The organism is Pseudomonas reactans (genome assembly GCF_013387025.1).
GTDB lineage: Bacteria > Pseudomonadota > Gammaproteobacteria > Pseudomonadales > Pseudomonadaceae > Aquipseudomonas > Aquipseudomonas reactans.
The window spans coordinates 53,802-70,974 of sequence record NZ_JACAQP010000007.1; the positions used below are offsets into that span (position 1 = coordinate 53,802).

Annotated in this window: 11 protein-coding genes; 1 reads left to right on the forward strand and 10 read right to left on the reverse strand. The window is 62.1% G+C overall.

The window, feature by feature from the left end; all coding sequences use genetic code 11:
• Positions 1-5: 5 nt before the first annotated feature.
• Positions 6-1,208: an iron uptake system protein EfeO gene (gene efeO / locus HX793_RS09400; RefSeq protein WP_177096332.1), complete on the reverse strand. Its 1,203-nt coding sequence runs from the start codon at positions 1,206-1,208 to the stop codon at positions 6-8.
• 10 nt (positions 1,209-1,218) lie between these two features.
• Positions 1,219-2,064 (reverse strand): iron uptake transporter permease EfeU, encoded by an 846-nt coding sequence (gene efeU, locus HX793_RS09405; protein ID WP_177096330.1) that lies wholly within the window; start codon positions 2,062-2,064, stop codon positions 1,219-1,221.
• 167 nt (positions 2,065-2,231) lie between these two features.
• On the opposite strand from efeU, the gene HX793_RS09410 reads away from it, so the two are divergent.
• Complete coding sequence (locus HX793_RS09410) at positions 2,232-3,248, forward strand: AraC family transcriptional regulator (protein ID WP_177059064.1); 1,017 nt, start codon at positions 2,232-2,234, stop codon at positions 3,246-3,248.
• 85 nt (positions 3,249-3,333) lie between these two features.
• Here HX793_RS09410 and HX793_RS09415 read toward each other — a convergent pair whose 3' ends face one another.
• The 8 genes from HX793_RS09415 to HX793_RS09450 form a co-directional block, all read right to left on the reverse strand.
• On the reverse strand, positions 3,334-4,749 hold the full coding sequence (locus HX793_RS09415) for an efflux transporter outer membrane subunit (protein ID WP_177096328.1): 1,416 nt from the start codon (positions 4,747-4,749) through the stop codon (positions 3,334-3,336).
• A complete protein-coding gene (locus HX793_RS09420) occupies positions 4,746-7,925 on the reverse strand; it encodes an efflux RND transporter permease subunit (protein WP_016979912.1) in 3,180 nt (1,059 codons plus the stop codon). Before HX793_RS09420 ends, HX793_RS09415 begins: the two co-directional genes overlap by 4 nt.
• 15 nt (positions 7,926-7,940) lie before the next feature.
• Complete coding sequence (gene mexE / locus HX793_RS09425; protein WP_177096326.1) at positions 7,941-9,182, reverse strand: multidrug efflux RND transporter periplasmic adaptor subunit MexE; 1,242 nt, start codon at positions 9,180-9,182, stop codon at positions 7,941-7,943.
• Positions 9,183-9,413: 231 nt separating this feature from the next.
• Positions 9,414-11,027 carry a dipeptide ABC transporter ATP-binding protein gene (locus HX793_RS09430; RefSeq protein ID WP_177096324.1) on the reverse strand — a complete coding sequence of 538 codons (1,614 nt, stop codon included), beginning with the start codon at positions 11,025-11,027 and terminating at the stop codon, positions 9,414-9,416.
• Positions 11,024-11,923 (reverse strand): ABC transporter permease, encoded by a 900-nt coding sequence (locus HX793_RS09435; protein ID WP_177049383.1) that lies wholly within the window; start codon positions 11,921-11,923, stop codon positions 11,024-11,026. The genes HX793_RS09430 and HX793_RS09435 overlap by 4 nt, the downstream gene beginning before the upstream one ends.
• Positions 11,924-11,926: 3 nt before the next feature.
• On the reverse strand, positions 11,927-12,877 hold the full coding sequence (locus tag HX793_RS09440; protein ID WP_016979917.1) for an ABC transporter permease: 951 nt from the start codon (positions 12,875-12,877) through the stop codon (positions 11,927-11,929).
• Positions 12,874-14,484: an ABC transporter substrate-binding protein gene (locus HX793_RS09445; RefSeq protein WP_177096368.1), complete on the reverse strand. Its 1,611-nt coding sequence runs from the start codon at positions 14,482-14,484 to the stop codon at positions 12,874-12,876. Before HX793_RS09445 ends, HX793_RS09440 begins: the two co-directional genes overlap by 4 nt.
• Before the next feature lie 44 nt (positions 14,485-14,528).
• Positions 14,529-16,949, reverse strand: coding sequence for a TonB-dependent receptor plug domain-containing protein (locus HX793_RS09450; protein ID WP_177049385.1), 2,421 nt, complete (start codon positions 16,947-16,949; stop codon positions 14,529-14,531).
• Positions 16,950-17,173 lie beyond the last annotated feature (224 nt).

Below are 17,173 nucleotides of genomic sequence, written 5' to 3' on the forward strand. Positions count from 1 at the left end.
CGTCTTCACTGCAGGCCGGAGAGGCCAAGGGCGGGGTCGATTCCATCGAGTGCAGCGGCCAGAGCCTTGGCCTTGTCGGCGATCTGCTTGCGCTGATCGGCGGTTATGCTGTCATAGGTGGCGTAACCCTTGTCGACCTTGAAGACCTGGAGTTCGGCATCAAAGGCGGCGAGGGCGCTGTCGACCTTGGGTAACAGGTCGGCGGCAGACTTGGTCAGCAGTGGGCGCATCAGGTCGACAACCTTGTGGGCAGCTTGCAGGTTGGCGGCGAAACCATTCAGGTCGACGTGGCTGTAGCGCTCCTCTTCACCGCTGATGGCACGTACATCGGCCAGGCTGTTGAGGTTGCGCACCACAATGCTCACCAGTTGCTCCGGCGGCAGCGATTGCGCGAGCAATTGTTGCTTGAGGCTGGTGACGTCGGTCAGCAGGCGCTGGGCAACCGGCGCCAAGCCATCGAGACTGCGTTGTTGGAACAGGCTGTATTCCAGGCGGTGGAAGCCGCTGAAGGCTGGGTCTTGCTCGCGTTTTTCAAAGTAGTCGGCGCGGGCGTTGATCGCGTTGTCCAGCTCGGCCAGGCGTTGCGACGGGGGGGCCAGGCGTTGGTAAGCCTCGCGCGCCGGAACGTAGAGCGCTTGAGCCTGGGCCAGGTCGCCGGCGTCGACGGCCTGTTGCAAGGCGGTGACGGCCTTGACCAAGGCGCTGCCTTGGCTGCTCAGGTACACGCGGAATTCCGACAGCGGCCCGATAAAAGCCACCATCGACGGCTTGGCCTTGGCTTGCGCGTCGGACTCGGCGGTCGCCGTTACGTGCAAGGTGCCGCGCGGGTTGCTCAGCAGGCCGCAGGTGATCGCGTAGTCGCCGGGCAGCAGGTTGGCGTTGATCACCTGACTCAGGCCGGGGGCGATGTTTTCGCGTTCCTCGACCACTAGCACGCCGTCGAGGATTTCCCATTCCACCGCACGGTCGGAGCGGTTGATGATGCGGAAGCTGGCGCGGCCGGCGGGCACCGTCAGCTCGTTCGGTTCGCAGGCATGGCCATGGATGGTCACGGCGATTTCATTGTGATTGGCCTGGCGCTTGCTGGCCGCCAGTTGCGAGGCGTAATAGAACAGGCCTCCGGCGGCGATCATCACGACCACCGAGCCCGCCACGGCCCAGCGCAGGGCGCGAGGTGGCGAGGACGACTGAGGAGTAGGCTTGGACAAGAGGCGGTCCTTACTGGCTGGAAACGGAAGAGGGCGAGGCGGCAGGCTTGGACGGTGCGGCGGGCAGGAAGAACATCACCAGGGCTACCACCAGGTAAATCAGATAGGCGCCGAGGGTGCTGATGGTGGGCGCTTCCTGATAGCCGAACATCCCGGCCAGCACCGAGCCCAACGGGCTGTCCATGGGTAGCGCGGCGCTGAAGTCGAACAGCACGGTTTGCAGGTGATTCCATACCCCCGCTTCGTGCAGGGCTTGCACCGAATTGGCGAGGATGCCGGCGGCCACGACGAGGATAAACAAGCCGGTCCAGCGGAAAAACGCGCCCAGGTTCAGGCGCATGCTGCCGGTGTAGATCAGGAAACCGACGATGATCGCCAGGATCAAGCCGAGCAGGGCGCCAATCGGCGCGCCTGGGCCTTCACTCTGTTGGAACACGGCCAGCAGGAAGAACACGGTTTCCAGGCCTTCGCGGGCCACGGCGAAAAACACCATGAGGATCAGCGCGGTGACTTGGTGCTTGGAGCCGGCCAACGCGTGATCGAGGGATTCGTGCAGGGAATGCTTGATGGAACGCGCCACCTTGCGCATCCAGAACACCATGGAGCTGAGGATGCCCACGGCGACCAGGCCGACGATGCCTTCAAACAGTTCCTGCTGCTTCTGCGGGAATTCTACGCTGACCAGTTCCAGGCCACCACCGACCAGCAGCGCCAGCGCAGCAGCGAGAAAGACGCCGATCCATACGGCGGGCATCCACTGGCCACGACCGGTCTGTTGCAGGTAGCTGGCGATGATGCCAACGATCAGTGCGGCTTCAATGCCTTCGCGCAGCATGATGAGGAAAGGAACGAGCATTCGACACCGCATGACAACTAGATAGGGTGCTAAGTTGTAACATAATGATACTCATTGCTAAACAACAATTCTTGACGTTTGCTGAACAGTGGCTGAACGGTGGTGGCAATGCGCGTCCACCCTTATGATGCGTGCCATTCTTTGGGCAGTTGGATACCCGGTCACCCATGTCGGAAAAAGACACCATCTCCATTCATCTTGTGCGTGAAGCCTTGCTGCAAAGCTGCGCGCCGGGGGCGGCGAGCGCCGAAGTGCTGCACAAAGCCGGGATTGACCCGCAGTGGCTGGCCGAATCTGCCGCGCGGGTTTCGGCCACCACCTATGCACGGCTGTGGCGCCTCCTGGCACGGTGCACCGACGATGAGTTCTTCGGCATGGACCCGCGCAAACTCAGGTCCGGCAGCCTGGCGTTTCTCTGCCGCGCTGCAATGGCGCAGCCAACGCTTGCCACCGCCCTGGAGGCCGGGCTGGGGTTCCTGTCACTGATGCTGGAGCGACTGCCCGCTGAATTGGTGCGTCAACAAAGCCTGGCGGAGATCGTGCTGATTGAGCCCGACACCGAACCCAATCGGGCCTTCACCTACTTTACCTATTGGATGATTGTGCACGGCGTGGCCTGTTGGCTGGCTGGGCGACGGATTCCAATCCTGGCGATTGAACTGCGCTGTGCAAAGCCGGACTTCTGCGACGACTACCAGGTGATGTTCTCCGACAACCTGCGTTTCGACCGTCCCCGCACGCGCATGATCTTCTCCGCCGACTGCCTGGACCTGCCGATCAAGCGCACCCCGGAAGAACTCAAGCGTTTCCTGGCCCATGCACCGGCCAATATCCTGGTCAAATACCGCGACCCCGACAGCCTCGCCACCCGCATCAAGCACGACCTGCGCCTGCTCCCCCCCGATACTTGGCCGGAAACCGAAGGCCTGGCGGTCAGCCTGTGCATTTCGGCCTCAACCTTGCGGCGTCGTCTGGCGGAAGAAGGGCAGACCTATCAGGGGCTCAAGGACAGTGTGCGTAAGGAATTGGCGATTGTGTGGCTGGCGGAACCACAGATCAGCTTTGCCGAGATTGCGGCGCGGTTGGGGTTCGCTGATACGAGTTCGTTTTATAAGGCGTTTCGTAAGTGGAGTGGGTCGAATCCAGGGCATTACCGCAGTCTTATCCTGGGTGAGGCGGGTTAATCACGAGCCAAAAAAAGCCCCGTGACCGAATGGACCACGGGGCAAAAAATTGGCTGGATGCGACCAACCAAAGGAGCTCTTTACATCACTTGGCGCTGGCGACCACCGTATCCGGCTGCCAGCCACCACCCAACGCCTTGTAGATCGCGACGATGCCGCGATACAAGTCCACTTCGGCCTGGGCCTGGGAGTCTTCGGCGGCCAGACGCTCACGTTGCGCGTCGAGCAATACCAGGAAGTCCACGGTACCTTCGCGGTAGCGGATCGCGGCCAGGTCGGCGGCGGCACGGCTGGATTCGCTTTGGCGGATCAGCGAAACCAAACGTTGCTGGCGCTTGCCGTAGTCGCTGAAGGCGTTCTCGGACTCTTCCAGGGCCAACAACACTTGTTGCTCGTAGGTCGCCAGGGCGCCATCTGCCTCGGCATCGGCGCCGCGCAAACGGGCGCGCACGCTGCCCAGGTCGAAGGCTGCCCAGGTGATGCTTGGGCCCAGGGCCCAGGCATTCGCGGCCGACGAGCCGATCTGCGAACCACGCCCGGCGGTAAAGCCAAGGAAGCCGCTGAGGCTGACCCGTGGGAACAAGTCGGCCTTGGCCACGCCGATACGCGCGGTGGCAGCGGCCAGTTTGCGTTCAGCGCTGAGGATGTCCGGGCGACGTTGCAGCAGTTGCCCTGGATCACCGATCGGCAACGCCTTGGCAATCGCCGGCAGGTCTTTCGGGCCCAGGTCGACGGTCAGCTTGTCCGGACGCTGGCCGAGGAGGGTGGCGATGCGGTTACGCTCGCGCACTTGTTCGGCCTGCAGTTGCGGCACGCTGGCTTCGACTGCCGCGAGGCGTGCGTCGGCACGCTCCACGTCGAGTTGGTCGCCCACACCGGCATCCCGCAGGCTGACCGTGATGGTGCGCGATTCCTGCTGGTTCTTCAGGTTGTCCAGGGCAATGCGTTCACGCAGTTGCGCACCACGCAGTTGGCCGTAGGCGTCCACCAGTTCGGCGATCATGGTGACTTGCAGTTGGTACAAGTCAGCCTCGGCGGCCTGCTGGTCGGCGTCGGTGGCTTCCAGATTGCGCTGGATGCGACCGAACAGGTCCAGTTCCCAAGCCATGTCCAGGCCGAGGTCGTAACGCTCGGTCTTGACGCGGCGGGTGGTCTGGCCCGGGATCTGGCCTTTGCCCTGGTCACTGCTGACGCGGCTGGTGATGGTCGGCATGGCGTCATTGCTGGCGTCATCGCGGATCGCACGGGCCGCTCGCAGGCGGGCAAAGGCGACGCGTAGATCCCGGTTACCTTGCAGCGACTGGGTCACCAATTGGTTGAGGGTCGGGTCTTCGAACTGCTGCCACCAGATGCCTTCGAACTTGGCGTGGTCATACTGCTTGGCATCGGCAGCGGCCGTGATGTTGGCCGCCTCCGGGGTCTGGGCTTTGTAGTCCGGGCCCACGGCACAGGCGCTCAGCGCCAGTACCAGCAAGCTCGGCAGGAATACTTTCACACTCATTGCTGTGTCTCCAGCTTCAAGGCCTTGGCCGCTTTGCGTGCCTCTTGGCGCTCCACATAGCGACGGATCAGTACGTAGAACACTGGCGTCAGCAACAGACCGAAGAAGGTCACACCGATCATCCCGGAGAACACCGCCACACCCATGGCATGACGCATCTCGGCACCGGCACCGCTGGACAACACCAGTGGCACCACACCCATGATGAAGGCGAACGAGGTCATCAGGATCGGCCGCAGACGCAGGCGGCAGGCTTCCAGTACCGCGGCGAGCGGGTCGAGACCTTCTGCCTGTTTGTCCTTGGCGAACTCGACGATAAGGATCGCGTTCTTACACGCCAGGCCCACCAGTACGATCAAGCCGATCTGGGTGAAGATGTTGTTGTCGCCGCCCGAGATAATCACCCCGGTAATCGCCGACAGCAGGGTCATCGGTACGATCAGGATCACCGCCAATGGCAGGCTCCAGCTTTCGTATTGGGCCGCCAGTACCAGGAACGCCAGCAGTACGCAGAGCGGGAACACGAACAGTGCGGTGTTGCCCGAGAGGATTTGCTGATAGGTCAGGTCGGTCCACTCGTAGGTCATGCCGTTGGGCAGTTCTTCTTTCAGCAGTTTCTCGATCGCAGCTTCTGCCTGGCCCGAGCTGTAGCCCGGTGCAGCGTTGCCGTTGATTTCTGCGGTGATGAAGCCGTTGTAGTGCATCACGCGGTCTGGGCCGGAGGTGTCGCTGACCTTGATGAAGGTCGCCAGCGGGATCATCTCGCCTTTGTTGTTGCGCACTTTCAGCTGGCCGATCTGGTCTTCATCCAGGCGGAACTGCTGCTCAGCCTGCACGTTGACTTGGTAGGTCCGGCCAAAGCGGTTGAAGTCGTTGGCATACAACGAGCCCAGGTAGATCTGCAGGGTGTCGAAGATGTCGCTGATCGCCACGCCGTGGGTCTTGGCCTTTTCACGGTCGATGGCGGCATCGACCTGGGGCACGTTGACCGTGTAGCTGGTGAACAGGCCGAACAGTTCCGGCACGTTGTGGCTCTTGGTGATGACGTTCTGCACTTCTTTGTACAGCTCGTCGTAACCCAGGTTGCCACGGTCTTCGATCTGCAGGCGGAAACCACCAATCGTTCCCAGGCCCTGTACCGGCGGCGGCGGGAAGATCGCCATGTAGGCTTCCTGGATGCTGCTGTACTTGCCGTTCAGTGCACCGGCAATCGCACCGGCAGACATGCTCGGGTCTTTACGCTCGTCGAACGGTTTCAGGGTCACGAACACGATGCCGCTGTTCGGGCTGTTGGTGAAACCGTTGATCGACAGGCCTGGGAAGGCAACAGCGCTTTCCACGCCCGGCTGTTTCAGCGCGATGTCGGACATGCGCTTGATCACGTCTTCGGTGCGGTCCAGGCTTGCGGCGTCCGGCAATTGGGCGAAGGCCACCAGGTATTGCTTGTCCTGGGCCGGTACGAAACCGGTCGGCGTGTGGGCAAAGCCCAGCCAGGTCAGGACCATCAGGCCGGCGTACAGGAACAGCGCGATACCACTGCCACGGATCACGCGGCGTACGGTGCCGACATAGCCATGGCTGGCCTTGTCAAAGAAGCGGTTGAACGGTTTGAACAACCAGCCGCCCAGCAACTTGTCGAGGAACTTGGAGAAACCATCCTTCGGCGCGTTGTGGCTCTTGAGCAAGACGGCCGCCAGGGCCGGGGACAGGGTCAGCGAGTTGAAGGCCGAGATCACCGTCGAGATCGCAATGGTCAAGGCGAACTGCTTATAGAACTGCCCGGTCAAGCCGCTGATGAACGCCGCTGGAACGAATACCGCACACAGCACCAAGGCGGTGGCGATGATCGGGCCGGTCACTTCGCTCATGGCTTTTTCAGTGGCCGGGAACGGTTCCAATCCCAGCTCGATGTTCCGCTCGACGTTCTCCACCACCACGATGGCGTCGTCCACCACGATACCGATCGCCAGTACCAGGCCGAACAAGGACAGCGCATTGAGCGAGAAGCCAAACAGGTGCATTACCGCAAACGTACCGATCAAGGATACCGGCACCGCCACCAACGGAATGATCGAGGCGCGCCAGGTTTGCAGGAACAGGATCACCACCAACACAACCAGGATCAGCGCTTCGAACAGGGTATGCACCACCGCTTCGATGGAGCCGCGCACGAAGATGGTCGGGTCATAGACGATGCTGTAGTCCATCCCTTGCGGGAAGTCCTTTTTCAGCTCTTCCATCTTGTCGCGTACTTCGTTGGAGATCTGAATCGCGTTGGAACCTGGACGCTGGAAGATCGGGATCGCCACGGCTGGCTGATTGTTGAGCAGCGAACGCAGGGCGTACTGGTTGGAGCCCAGTTCTACGCGTGCAATGTCTCTCAGGCGGGTGATTTCACCGTTTTCGCCGGAGCGGATGATGATGTTCTCGAACTCTTCCTCGGTTACCAGGCGACCTTGGGTGTTCACCGACAACTGGAACGCGGTGGCGCTCGGTGCAGGTTGCGCACCCAGCGCACCGGCAGCGACTTGACGGTTCTGCTCACGGATTGCCGTCACCACGTCAGTGGCCGTCAGGTTGCGCGAAGCGGTCTTGTTCGGGTCCAGCCACACACGCAGGGAGTAGTCGCCCATGCCGAACAGTTGCACGTCGCCCACACCGCCCAGACGCGCCAGCTCATCCTTCACGTTGAGCAAGGCGTAGTTGGACAGGTAGAGCATGTCGTAGCGCTGATCCGGGGAGGTCAAGTGCACCACCATGGTCAGGTCGGGGGAGGCCTTGTCCACGGTGATACCGATGCGCGTCACTTCCTCAGGCAGTTTCGGCTGAGTCCGGGTCACGCGGTTTTGCACTTGCACCTGCGCGTTGTCCAGGTCGGTGCCCAGGGCGAAGGTGATGGTCAGGGTCAGCTTGCCGTCGGCGGTCGACTGCGAGGACATGTACAGCATGTTCTCGACGCCGGTGATGGCCTGCTCCAGAGGCGCGGCCACGGTTTCACCGATGACTTTGGGGTTGGCGCCCGGGAAGTTGGCACGGACCACGACGGTCGGCGGCACCACTTCCGGGTATTCGCTGATCGGCAGTTGGAACAGCGAGATCGCACCAGCGATCAGGATCAGCAGCGAAAGCACTGCTGCGAAGATCGGCCGCGAAATGAAGAACTTGGAAAAATTCATCTTGAGTCGTATCCCTTAACCGCGTGGAGTCGCAGCGCTGGCAAGTTTCGGCGCGGCTTTATCCGGCGTTACTTGTTCCAGGTTGCTGGCTTCAAGCGCTTGTCGTTGTTGGGCCAAGGCGGCGAGGGTTTCCTTGCTGGCCATCGGAATGGTTTCCGGAGCGACCGGCGATCCTGGGCGCACGCGTTGCAGGCCCTTGACGATGATGGTGTCTTCTTTATTGAGGCCGCTGCGCACGATGCGCAAACCTTCGATTTTCGGCCCCAGTTCCACCGAGCGATACGCCGGCTTGTCGCCTTCCATCACCAGTACGAACTTCTTGCCGAGGTCGGTGCCGACGGCTTCGTCGTTGATCAACACGGCGGAGTAGGTGCCGCTGCCGACCAGCTTCAGGCGGGCGTACAAGCCAGGGGTGTATTCGCCCTTGCTGTTGTCGAACACGGCACGACCCCGGATGGTGCCGGTGGCCGGGTTGACCTGGTTGTCGACGAAGTTCATCTGGCCCAGGTGCGGGTTGCCGGTTTCGTTGGACAGGCCCAGGTACACCGGAGTGGTCGCACCGCGACGGCCTTGGCGAGCCAGTTCGGTGTACTTGAGGAACACACGCTCATCGGCGTCGAAGTAGGCGTAGACCTTGTCGGTGGAGACCACGCTGGTCAGCGCGGTGATATCAGCGGTCACCAGGTTGCCGGCGGTGATTTCGGCACGGCTGACACGCCCACTGATCGGCGACGTGACGCGGGTGAAGCTCAGGTTCAGCTTGGCCAGGTCCAACTGCGCCTGGATCCCTGCGACAGCGGCGCGGGCTTCCTGGGCGGCGGTGGTGCGCGAGTCAGCCAGTTCGGCGGAAATCGCATTGCTCTGGCGCAGGCGTTCGCCGCGTTGAGCTTCGTTATCACTGCGGGTGGCCGCGGCGCGGGTTTGTTGCAACTGGGCCTCAAGGCGACGCACTTCAGCCTGGAACGGACGCGGGTCTATCTGGAACAGCAGGTCGCCTTTCTTGACCAAAGCGCCTTCGATGAACGCGACCTGGTCAATCTGGCCGGACACGCGCGGACGGATCTGCACGGTTTCCGGGGCTTCCAGACGACCGGTGAACTCATCCCACTCGTTGACCGGTTGCTCCAGCACCTTGGCCACGCTGACTTTGGCAGCGGGCATGGCGGCCGCTTGGTCCGGGGTCTTGCCGCACGCGCTCATCACCACCACGGCCAAAATCGCCAGGGGGAAGCGCAAATGTTTGAGTGACTGTTCCATGAGGTGCATCCGCCAATGTATTTGAGATGGGCGGATCATGCGCGGCGATGTGCTATGTCACGAATCGAATGAAGCAAAGGTAACTATCATTCGGAATGATATAAGCGCGAGATTAGCCCTCTAGCATGGGGGTTTCGTTAGGGGGCTATCAATAGGCTTGATGACAAAGGACTGTTGCAAGGGCCGCAAGGAACTCGCGCGCTCGCCGGTGTTCTCGCGAGCACGTCTTGATTATGCCGCCCTTGTGGCGACGTGTCGGCCAGGGATTGCAGCAATCAGTTCACGGGTGTATTCGCTGGCGGGGTGGTTGAAGATCCGCTCCACGCTGCCTTGTTCGACTACCTTGCCATTGCGCAACACCAGCACCTCATGGGCAAAGTTGGCCACCACCGACAGGTCATGGGACACCAGCACATAGGCAATGCCCATCTCCCGTTGCAACTCTTCCAGCAGGTCAAGAATGTGCGCTTGCACCGATACATCGAGCGCGCTGACCGGCTCGTCCAGCAACAACAGGTCCGGCTTCAACGCCAGGGCCCGGGCAATGGCGACGCGTTGGCATTGGCCGCCGGACAATTCGCGTGGCAGGCGGTCCAGGTAGCTGACTGGCAGGTGTACGCGGGAAATCAACTCGCGCGCAGCCTGTTCCAGCGCGGGCCCCTTGAGCAGCCCGAACGACACCAACGGCTCGACGATGCTATCGAACACCGTGAAACGCGGGTCCAGCGCGGCAAATGGGTTTTGTTGCACCAGTTGCAGGCGCTGGCGCAGCGGGCGGAAGTCGCGCCAGCTCAGGTTTGTGACGTCCTGTTGTGCGAACCAGACTTGGCCCGTGCTCGGTTTTTCCAGGCCCAGGGCGATGCGCAGCGCGGTGCTCTTGCCTGAGCCGGACTCACCGACAATCGCCAGTGTCTGGCCGGGGTACACCTCGACATTCAGGTTTTGCAACGCCACGAACGTGTTGTCTTCACCCTTGACCCTGGGCAGGGCAAAGGTCTTGCCGACGTTTTTCAGGCTCAGGATCGGTTCTTCCATCGGATCGATTCGAATCAACGGTTCGCGCCGCTTGGCGAACGCTGGAGCGGCGGCAATCAACGCACGGGTGTAGTCATGTTGCGGTGCATTGAGGATCTGCCCCGGCGGCCCTTGCTCGACCAACTCGCCTTGTTGCATCACCAGGATGCGGTCGGCACGGTCGGTGGCCACGCCCAGGTCGTGGGTGATGATCAACAGCGAAATCCCGCGCTCGCTGACCAGGCGTTGCAGATGGTCGAGGATCTTGCGCTGCACGGTGACGTCGAGGGCGCTGGTGGGCTCGTCGGCGATGATCAGGCGCGGGTTGCCGGCCAAGGCAATGGCGATCAGTACGCGCTGGCGCATGCCTCCGGACAGTTCATGGGGATACTGGCGGGCGCGTAGCACGGGCTTGTCGATGCCGACCTGTTGCAGCAGCTCGACAATGTCTGCATCGACAGCGGGGTAGCGTTTGCCCTTGGCCAGGATCAGTGCCTCGGCGATTTGCTGGCCCACGCGCAGCGTGGGGTTGAGGCTGACCATCGGGTCCTGGGGCACCAGGCCGAGGGTGCGGCCGCGCAAGGCACGCTTTTGGCGTTCACTGGCGTGGGTCAGGTCGTGGCCGTCTACCCACAGTTGGCCGGCGGTGATCTGCGCACTGTCCGGCAATAGCCCCAGGATGGCGTTGGCCAGGGTCGATTTGCCGGAGCCGGACTCGCCGACAATCGCTACGGTCTCGCCCTGGGCGATGCTCAGGGACAAGCGATTGACCGCCGTGTTGCCGTGCCGATAACGGACACTGAGTTGGCGAATATCCACTAAAGCATTCATCGCTGGGTTTCCTCGAAGGTGCGGGCAATATGGTTGAGGCTAAACACCACGGCCACCAGGAACAGGCCGGGCAATAGCGACACCCAAGGCGCGGTGATCAAAAAGTGCCGGCCGTTGGCGATCAACGTGCCCCATTCTGCTGCGGGCGGCGCGGCGCCAAAACCGAGAAAACTCAGGCCCGCGGTGGCGAGGATGGCGGCGCCAAAGTCCAGGGTCGCCAGCACCGCCACCGGCCCCCAGGCATTGGGCAGGATGTGCCGCAGCAGGGTTCGCCCCCAACTCGCGCCGCCCAGACGCGCGGCCTCCACATAGGGCAACGTCTTGACCCGCAGCACTTCGGCGCGGGTAGTACGGGCAAACCCCGGAATAATGCCGATGCCCACGGCAATCGCCACGGGTACCGTGCCGAAGCCGATGGCCGTGACAATCGCCAGGGCCAGCAACAGGCCGGGCAGGGCCAGCAGCACATCGACAAAGCGCATGATCACTGCGTCAACGCGGCCACCGGCAAAGCCCGACAGAATGCCCAGGCCCAGGCCGCCCAACAGGGCGATGCCCACGGCGAGAAACGCCGCCAGCACCGAGAGGCTTGAGCCATACACCACGCGGGTATAGAGGTCGCGTCCCAGCTCATCGGTGCCAAACCAGTGGATCAAGTTCGGTGCACGCAGCTTGTCGACGGGCGACGTGGCGTAGGGGTCGAAACTGCTCAACAGGTGCGGTGCCATGGCCGCCACCAATGAAAACACCACGACCAGCAGCGCCAGGCTGAACCCCGGTCGCCGCAACAGGGGCAACAGCGTCGCCGTCACGCGTTGCAGGCGGTTGCGGCGGCGCCACAGTCCAGGGCTGGCGGGGATGGCTTTGCGGCCCAGGTTCCGCTCGAGCATGGTCATGGTCTAGGACACCTTTGGCGTGTGGGAGATGCGCGGGTCGAACCAGGGGTAAAGCAGATCGACCAGCAGGTTCACCAGTACAAAGGCCGCCGCCGACACCGAAACGATCGCCAGCACCACTGGAATGTCCTGGCGCAGCACGGCTTCCTGGGCCAGACGACCAATGCCTGAGCGCGCAAAGATGGTCTCCACCAGCACTGCGCCGGACACCGTATTGCCGACCTGCAAGCCGATCAAGGTCAGGATCGGCAGCGCGGCGTTCTTGAACCCATGGCGCGCCTGCACCTGACCCCGGCTGAGGCCTTTGGCGTAGGCGGTGGTGATGTAGGACTCTTTCCAGACGCCCTGGAAACTGCGTTGCAATACCTGGGCGTAAACCGCCGCACTGGGAATCGCCAGGGTGACTGCCGGCAACACCAGGCTTTCAACACCCTTGCTGCCGGTTGCGGGGAACCAGCCCAGGCCGAACGCAAATACCTGGATCAGCAACAGCCCCATCCAGAACACTGGCACTGAAAAGCCCAGCGACGGCAGGCGTGCCAGTGCTTTTTTCAACGGTTGCCAACGAAGGTAGGCAGTCAGGTAGGCCAGTCCGATTCCGCCGAGCAGTGACAACACAATGGCCAGGCCTGCCAGGGATAGGGTTTGTGGCAAGCGTTCGGCCAGCAGCTCCGCGACCGGACGGTTCAATGAAAGTGACTGCCCGAAATCCCCCCGCAGTGCCCCCAGCAGCAAGTCGAAATACTGCTCGAACACACCCTTGTCCAGGCCGTAATAGGCCCGCGCCTTGGCCAGGTCTTCCACCGACAGCGAGTCGGCTTCCATACCCGACGCACTGAGCATGATCGACAAGGTGTCACCCGGCAGCAGATAAAGGATGAAATACGTGATGCTGTAGGCGCCCCATAGCACCAGTAAGGCTTGTCCGACCCGACCGATCAGGTAACGGCTCATGGTGTGCCGATCTCGATATCACCCAGCAGCGCGAAGCCCTCGGCGGTCCAGCGGAAGTTTTTCACCTTGGGCGAGGTCGCCGCCTGCCACACGCGCTCATACACCGGGAACGCCGAGCTTTCATCGATCAGCAGATCCTGCAGGGCACCATAGGCTGCGGCGCGCTGCTGGCCTTGGGTCGCCGTGATACCGGCATCGAACAAGCCCTTGGCCTTTTCCAGTGCGGCGGGTTCATAGGTATTGGTGGCCACGGTGGAGCTGTTGGCGCTGCGCGGATCGAGGATGGTTTGCAGGATGATCGGGTCAGCGCGGGTCATGTAGTTGATGGTCAGGTCGTAGTTGCCGGCGGAGTTGTTGGCGACCCATTCGGCACGGGTCACCACGCTGAGTTTCAACTCGACACCGACCTTGCGCAGTTGATCCTGGATCAGCACATCCCCGGCGGTTTCGGCCGGCGTGATGTTGTAGCTCAGCGTCAGGCGCTTGCCGTTTTTCTGCCGGTAGCCATCCACGCCCTTGGCCCAGCCGGCTTGATCCAGCAGGCGTTCGGCACCGGCTGGGTCATAGGCCAGTTTGTTGCCCTGGCTTTTGAAGTACGGCGTGGTTACATCGAAGATGCCGTCGACCACCGGGAATTCGGCGTTATAGACGGTGCTCGCGTAGCTCTTGCGGTCGAGGGACTTCTGCACTGCCAGGCGTACTTGCTGGTCAGCCAGGATGCGTTCACCACGGGTGTTGGGATACAGATTCAGCGCCGGCCCCGGCAACGAACGGCTCTGGATCGTCGCGCCCTTGGACTGAAACAGCTTCAGGTCAACTTCGGAGAACGGGTTGCGCGGCCACAGGATGTCGGCCTTGCCTTGCAGGAACAGGCCGTTGCGCACGCTTTCCTCGGGGATGTAGCTGATGTCTACCGCGTCCAGGTGCGCTTCGCCCTGGTTTTTCATATTGGCCGAAGCCCAGGCGTAGCCCTTGCGCTTGGTCAAATGTGCGCCGACTTCCGGCGTGTAGCTGGCCAATACGAACGGCCCGGTGCCGATGATCTTGCCCAGGGAACGCTCTTTCACCGTCAGTGCGTAGGAGGCGGGCGCGAGGATCGCCAGGTTGGTGGTGGAAGTGGCTTGCAGGAAGCCCGCGTTGGGCTTGGACAGCACCAGCTTGACGGTGAAGTCATCGACCACTTCGGCATGGTCGTAACCTGCCAGGTAGGTGGCGCCGAAGGTGGCGGGTAGCTCGGTGGCCAGCGCTTTGTCGCTGTCGAACGCGGTTTTTATCGCCTTGGCATCGAAGCGCTCGCCATTGCTGAAGGTGACGTCCTCACGCAGGTGGAAGGTATAGGTCAGCGCGTCGTCACTGACTTCCCAGCGTTTGGCCAGCCAGGGGATGATCTTGCCGGTCTCCGGGTCCTGGTCGGTCAAAGACTCGGCGACATTGCGCAACAGCACGCGGTGCTCCAGCCAATACACCTGGAACGGGTCGACGCTGACCAGGGTGGTGTTGTCGCCAAAAAACGCGATGTTCAGGGTCTTGCCCGCCTGGGTGTCATTCCCGGGCGAGCAGGCGGCGAGGCTCAGCGCCAAGGCGCAGGGTGCCAGCAGACGGCTCATCAAGTTGGAGGTGTTCAATGGGGTGCCCTCAGGTGGCGTTTGGATCAGAAGTCGTAGGCGAGCTTGGTGTACCAGTAGCCGCCGCCGGGGTAGAACGGCGGGTTGCCATAGGCGGCCAGGCCGAGGTTGCTGTACACCGCGTGCTTGTCGGGGCGTACGTCGAAGATGTTGGTGCCGCCGATGCTGACGGTGAGGCTGTCGACGAAGGTGTAGCTGATGTCCAGATCGGTGATCCATTTGGCGCCGAAGCTGCGGTCGCCGCTCGGGTTGACCGCCAGTGTCTTGACCGCGCCATAACGGGCGGTTTGCAGGTTGACTGCCAAATCCTCGACCTTCCAGTTGGCGCCCAGGATCCATTTGGTCTTGGGTGACGCGTCGGTCAGGTCGCCTTCACGGTCGCGGCCCACCAGGGTCACGCCTGAACCGGCCAGCGCATTGGGTGTGTCACGGGTGCCTTCGATGGTGGTCTTGTTCCAGTTGAATCCCAGGCTCCAGCGCACATCGCCCCAGGCGTCCAGTGGCGTGGTGTGGTCGGCGACCACGTCCAGGCCCTTGGTGCGGGTGTCGAACGCATTGGTGTAGTAGTTGACCCAGGTGCCGGTGGGCACGCCCTGGGCGGCGAGGATGGCGTTGATCGCGCCATTGCCACGGTCGTAGATATTGCTGGTCAGGGCGATGCGGTCGTCGATGTCGATCAGGTAGGCATCGGCGGTGATGCTGGTGCGTGGCGCCGGTTGCCAGGTCATGCCAAGCCCGAGGTTGCGTGACTTCTCCGGCTTGAGGTCATCGCCACCAAGGGCTTTGGCCAGGTTGCTGCCGGACGGGGTCAGGCGGGTTACCGCTGGCACCACGTTGCCGTTTGCATCGATGGCCACACGGTTATCGGCCACGGTGTAGCCGATCTGGGTCAGGGACGGTGCACGGAAACCGGTGCCCACGGTGCCGCGCACGGCCACGGTGTCGGTCAATTCATAGCGTGAGTTCAGTTTCAGGCCGAAGGTGTTGCCCGAGTCATCGTCGTAATGTTCCACGCGGCCGGCGACGTCGAGGAACCAACGGTCGGTCAGGTCGAAACCCAGGTCCAGGTAACCTGCGTAGTTATTGCGGATCAGGCTCACTTCGTCTTCCGGGCGAATCGTCACGGCGGCCTGCGCGCCGGAAGCGGCGGGGTAGGTGCCGGTGATATAGGCCTCGCGGTCGCCTGCAAAGGTACTGAAATGCTCCCAACGATGCTCCAGGCCCGCCGACACCTGCACCGGCGGCGTCAGGTTGAACAGGCTGTCGTAGCGGCGGGTGAAGTCCAGGTTGTTGACCCATTGCTCGAAGCGGAAGGTCGCCAGGTTATCGAACTTGGTCGGTGACGCTGTGCCCAGCGACGGGTTGATGTTGAGGTCGCTGGAGTGGTGCACGTTGTTGCGTCCGTAGGTGGTGCTGAGGTCCCAGTTCCAGTCGGCCACCAACCCCTTGCCGCCGAACAGGAGCTGGTAGTCGCGATCCTTGATGTTATTGAGCGGGAAGTAACCGTCCGGAAAAACCTCGGGCACTGCGGCGGTGCCGGTGGGCAGGCGGAAGTAGTTGGCGGCCTCGGCATCGCGTTCGCCGTAGGTGGAGAACGAATACAGCGTCAGGTCTTCCAGCGGCAGTTCGGCGTTGTAGGCCAGGTTGAAGGCCTTGAGGTCCGGGTCGCCGTTCTTGATCGCGACACGATCCCAAGCCGCTTCCTTGGCGGGATCGCTGAACGCCCGCACGCTGCGGTCGGCTTTGTCGTTCCAGGACGCGCTGCCGCGTTTGCGCGCGTCGGCCGAGAAGTGGAAGAAGCCGCCCTGGCCCAGTTCGAAACCCTGGTCGCCTGCGACCTTGATGGTCTCGCCCTGGCCGGAATACAGCTGGCCGTAGCTGGTTTCCAGGTGGCCGCCACTCTTGGTGTTCTTGAGGATGATGTTGATCACGCCCGCCACCGCGTCGGAGCCGTATTGTGCGGCAGCGCTGTCTTTGAGCACTTCGATATGGTCCACCGCGCTGACCGGGATCAGGTCGATGTCCACCGCATTCGCGCCACTGTTGTCGATCGAGCCGCGCTGTCCTGTCGCGCCGTTGTGGCGCCGCTTGCCGTTGACCAGCACCAGCGTGTAGGCCGGGCCGAGGCTGCGGTTGCTCAGGGGACGTGTCACTGAGTTGTAGCCGGCGATGTTGGTGCCGAAGTTGAACGATGGCAGCAGCTTGGCAATCGCCTCCGACAGCTCCGCGCGACCGGTCTTGAGCAACTGGTCGCTGTTGATCACATCGATGGGCGCTGGGCTATCGGCCACCGTGCGCTCCTGGCCGCGCAGGCCGGTGGAGATCACCGTCACGGTGTCGAGCTTGGCGTCTTCGGCGAAGGCGGGCGCCGCCGCCATCAGCATGGAGCTGGCCAAGAGTGACAGGTGTAATTTGTTAAAGGCGGTGGGGAGTGCGATGTCTGGCATTTAGGCAACCTGGGGGCTAGGGAATACGTCCTCCGCCAGGTATGGGGTCGGTCTGTGAAGCGAAGATAATCCTATAAAAAACCTGAGTGAAAGTCTTTTTTGGAATAAGCTAATTATTATAAATAGGCATTATTATGGTGCGTAACATCACATATTTTTATTTAGTGTAAGGCTCGCGCTGCCACTTCTGACAAATTAGACAGAGCGGGGTGTCTCAGTTTATT

Bases quoted from the DNA above. Each gene is read 5' to 3' on its own strand.
- efeU (WP_177096330.1), bottom strand. From the start codon at position 2,064: ATGCTCGTTCCTTTCCTCATCATGCTGCGCGAAGGCATTGAAGCCGCA.
- HX793_RS09410 (WP_177059064.1), top strand. From the start codon at position 2,232: ATGTCGGAAAAAGACACCATCTCCATTCATCTTGTGCGTGAAGCCTTG.
- HX793_RS09415 (WP_177096328.1), bottom strand. From the start codon at position 4,749: ATGAGTGTGAAAGTATTCCTGCCGAGCTTGCTGGTACTGGCGCTGAGC.
- HX793_RS09420 (WP_016979912.1), bottom strand. From the start codon at position 7,925: ATGAATTTTTCCAAGTTCTTCATTTCGCGGCCGATCTTCGCAGCAGTG.
- mexE (WP_177096326.1), bottom strand. From the start codon at position 9,182: ATGGAACAGTCACTCAAACATTTGCGCTTCCCCCTGGCGATTTTGGCC.
- HX793_RS09430 (WP_177096324.1), bottom strand. From the start codon at position 11,027: ATGAATGCTTTAGTGGATATTCGCCAACTCAGTGTCCGTTATCGGCAC.
- HX793_RS09435 (WP_177049383.1), bottom strand. From the start codon at position 11,923: ATGACCATGCTCGAGCGGAACCTGGGCCGCAAAGCCATCCCCGCCAGC.
- HX793_RS09440 (WP_016979917.1), bottom strand. From the start codon at position 12,877: ATGAGCCGTTACCTGATCGGTCGGGTCGGACAAGCCTTACTGGTGCTA.
- HX793_RS09445 (WP_177096368.1), bottom strand. From the start codon at position 14,484: ATGAGCCGTCTGCTGGCACCCTGCGCCTTGGCGCTGAGCCTCGCCGCC.
- HX793_RS09450 (WP_177049385.1), bottom strand. From the start codon at position 16,949: ATGCCAGACATCGCACTCCCCACCGCCTTTAACAAATTACACCTGTCA.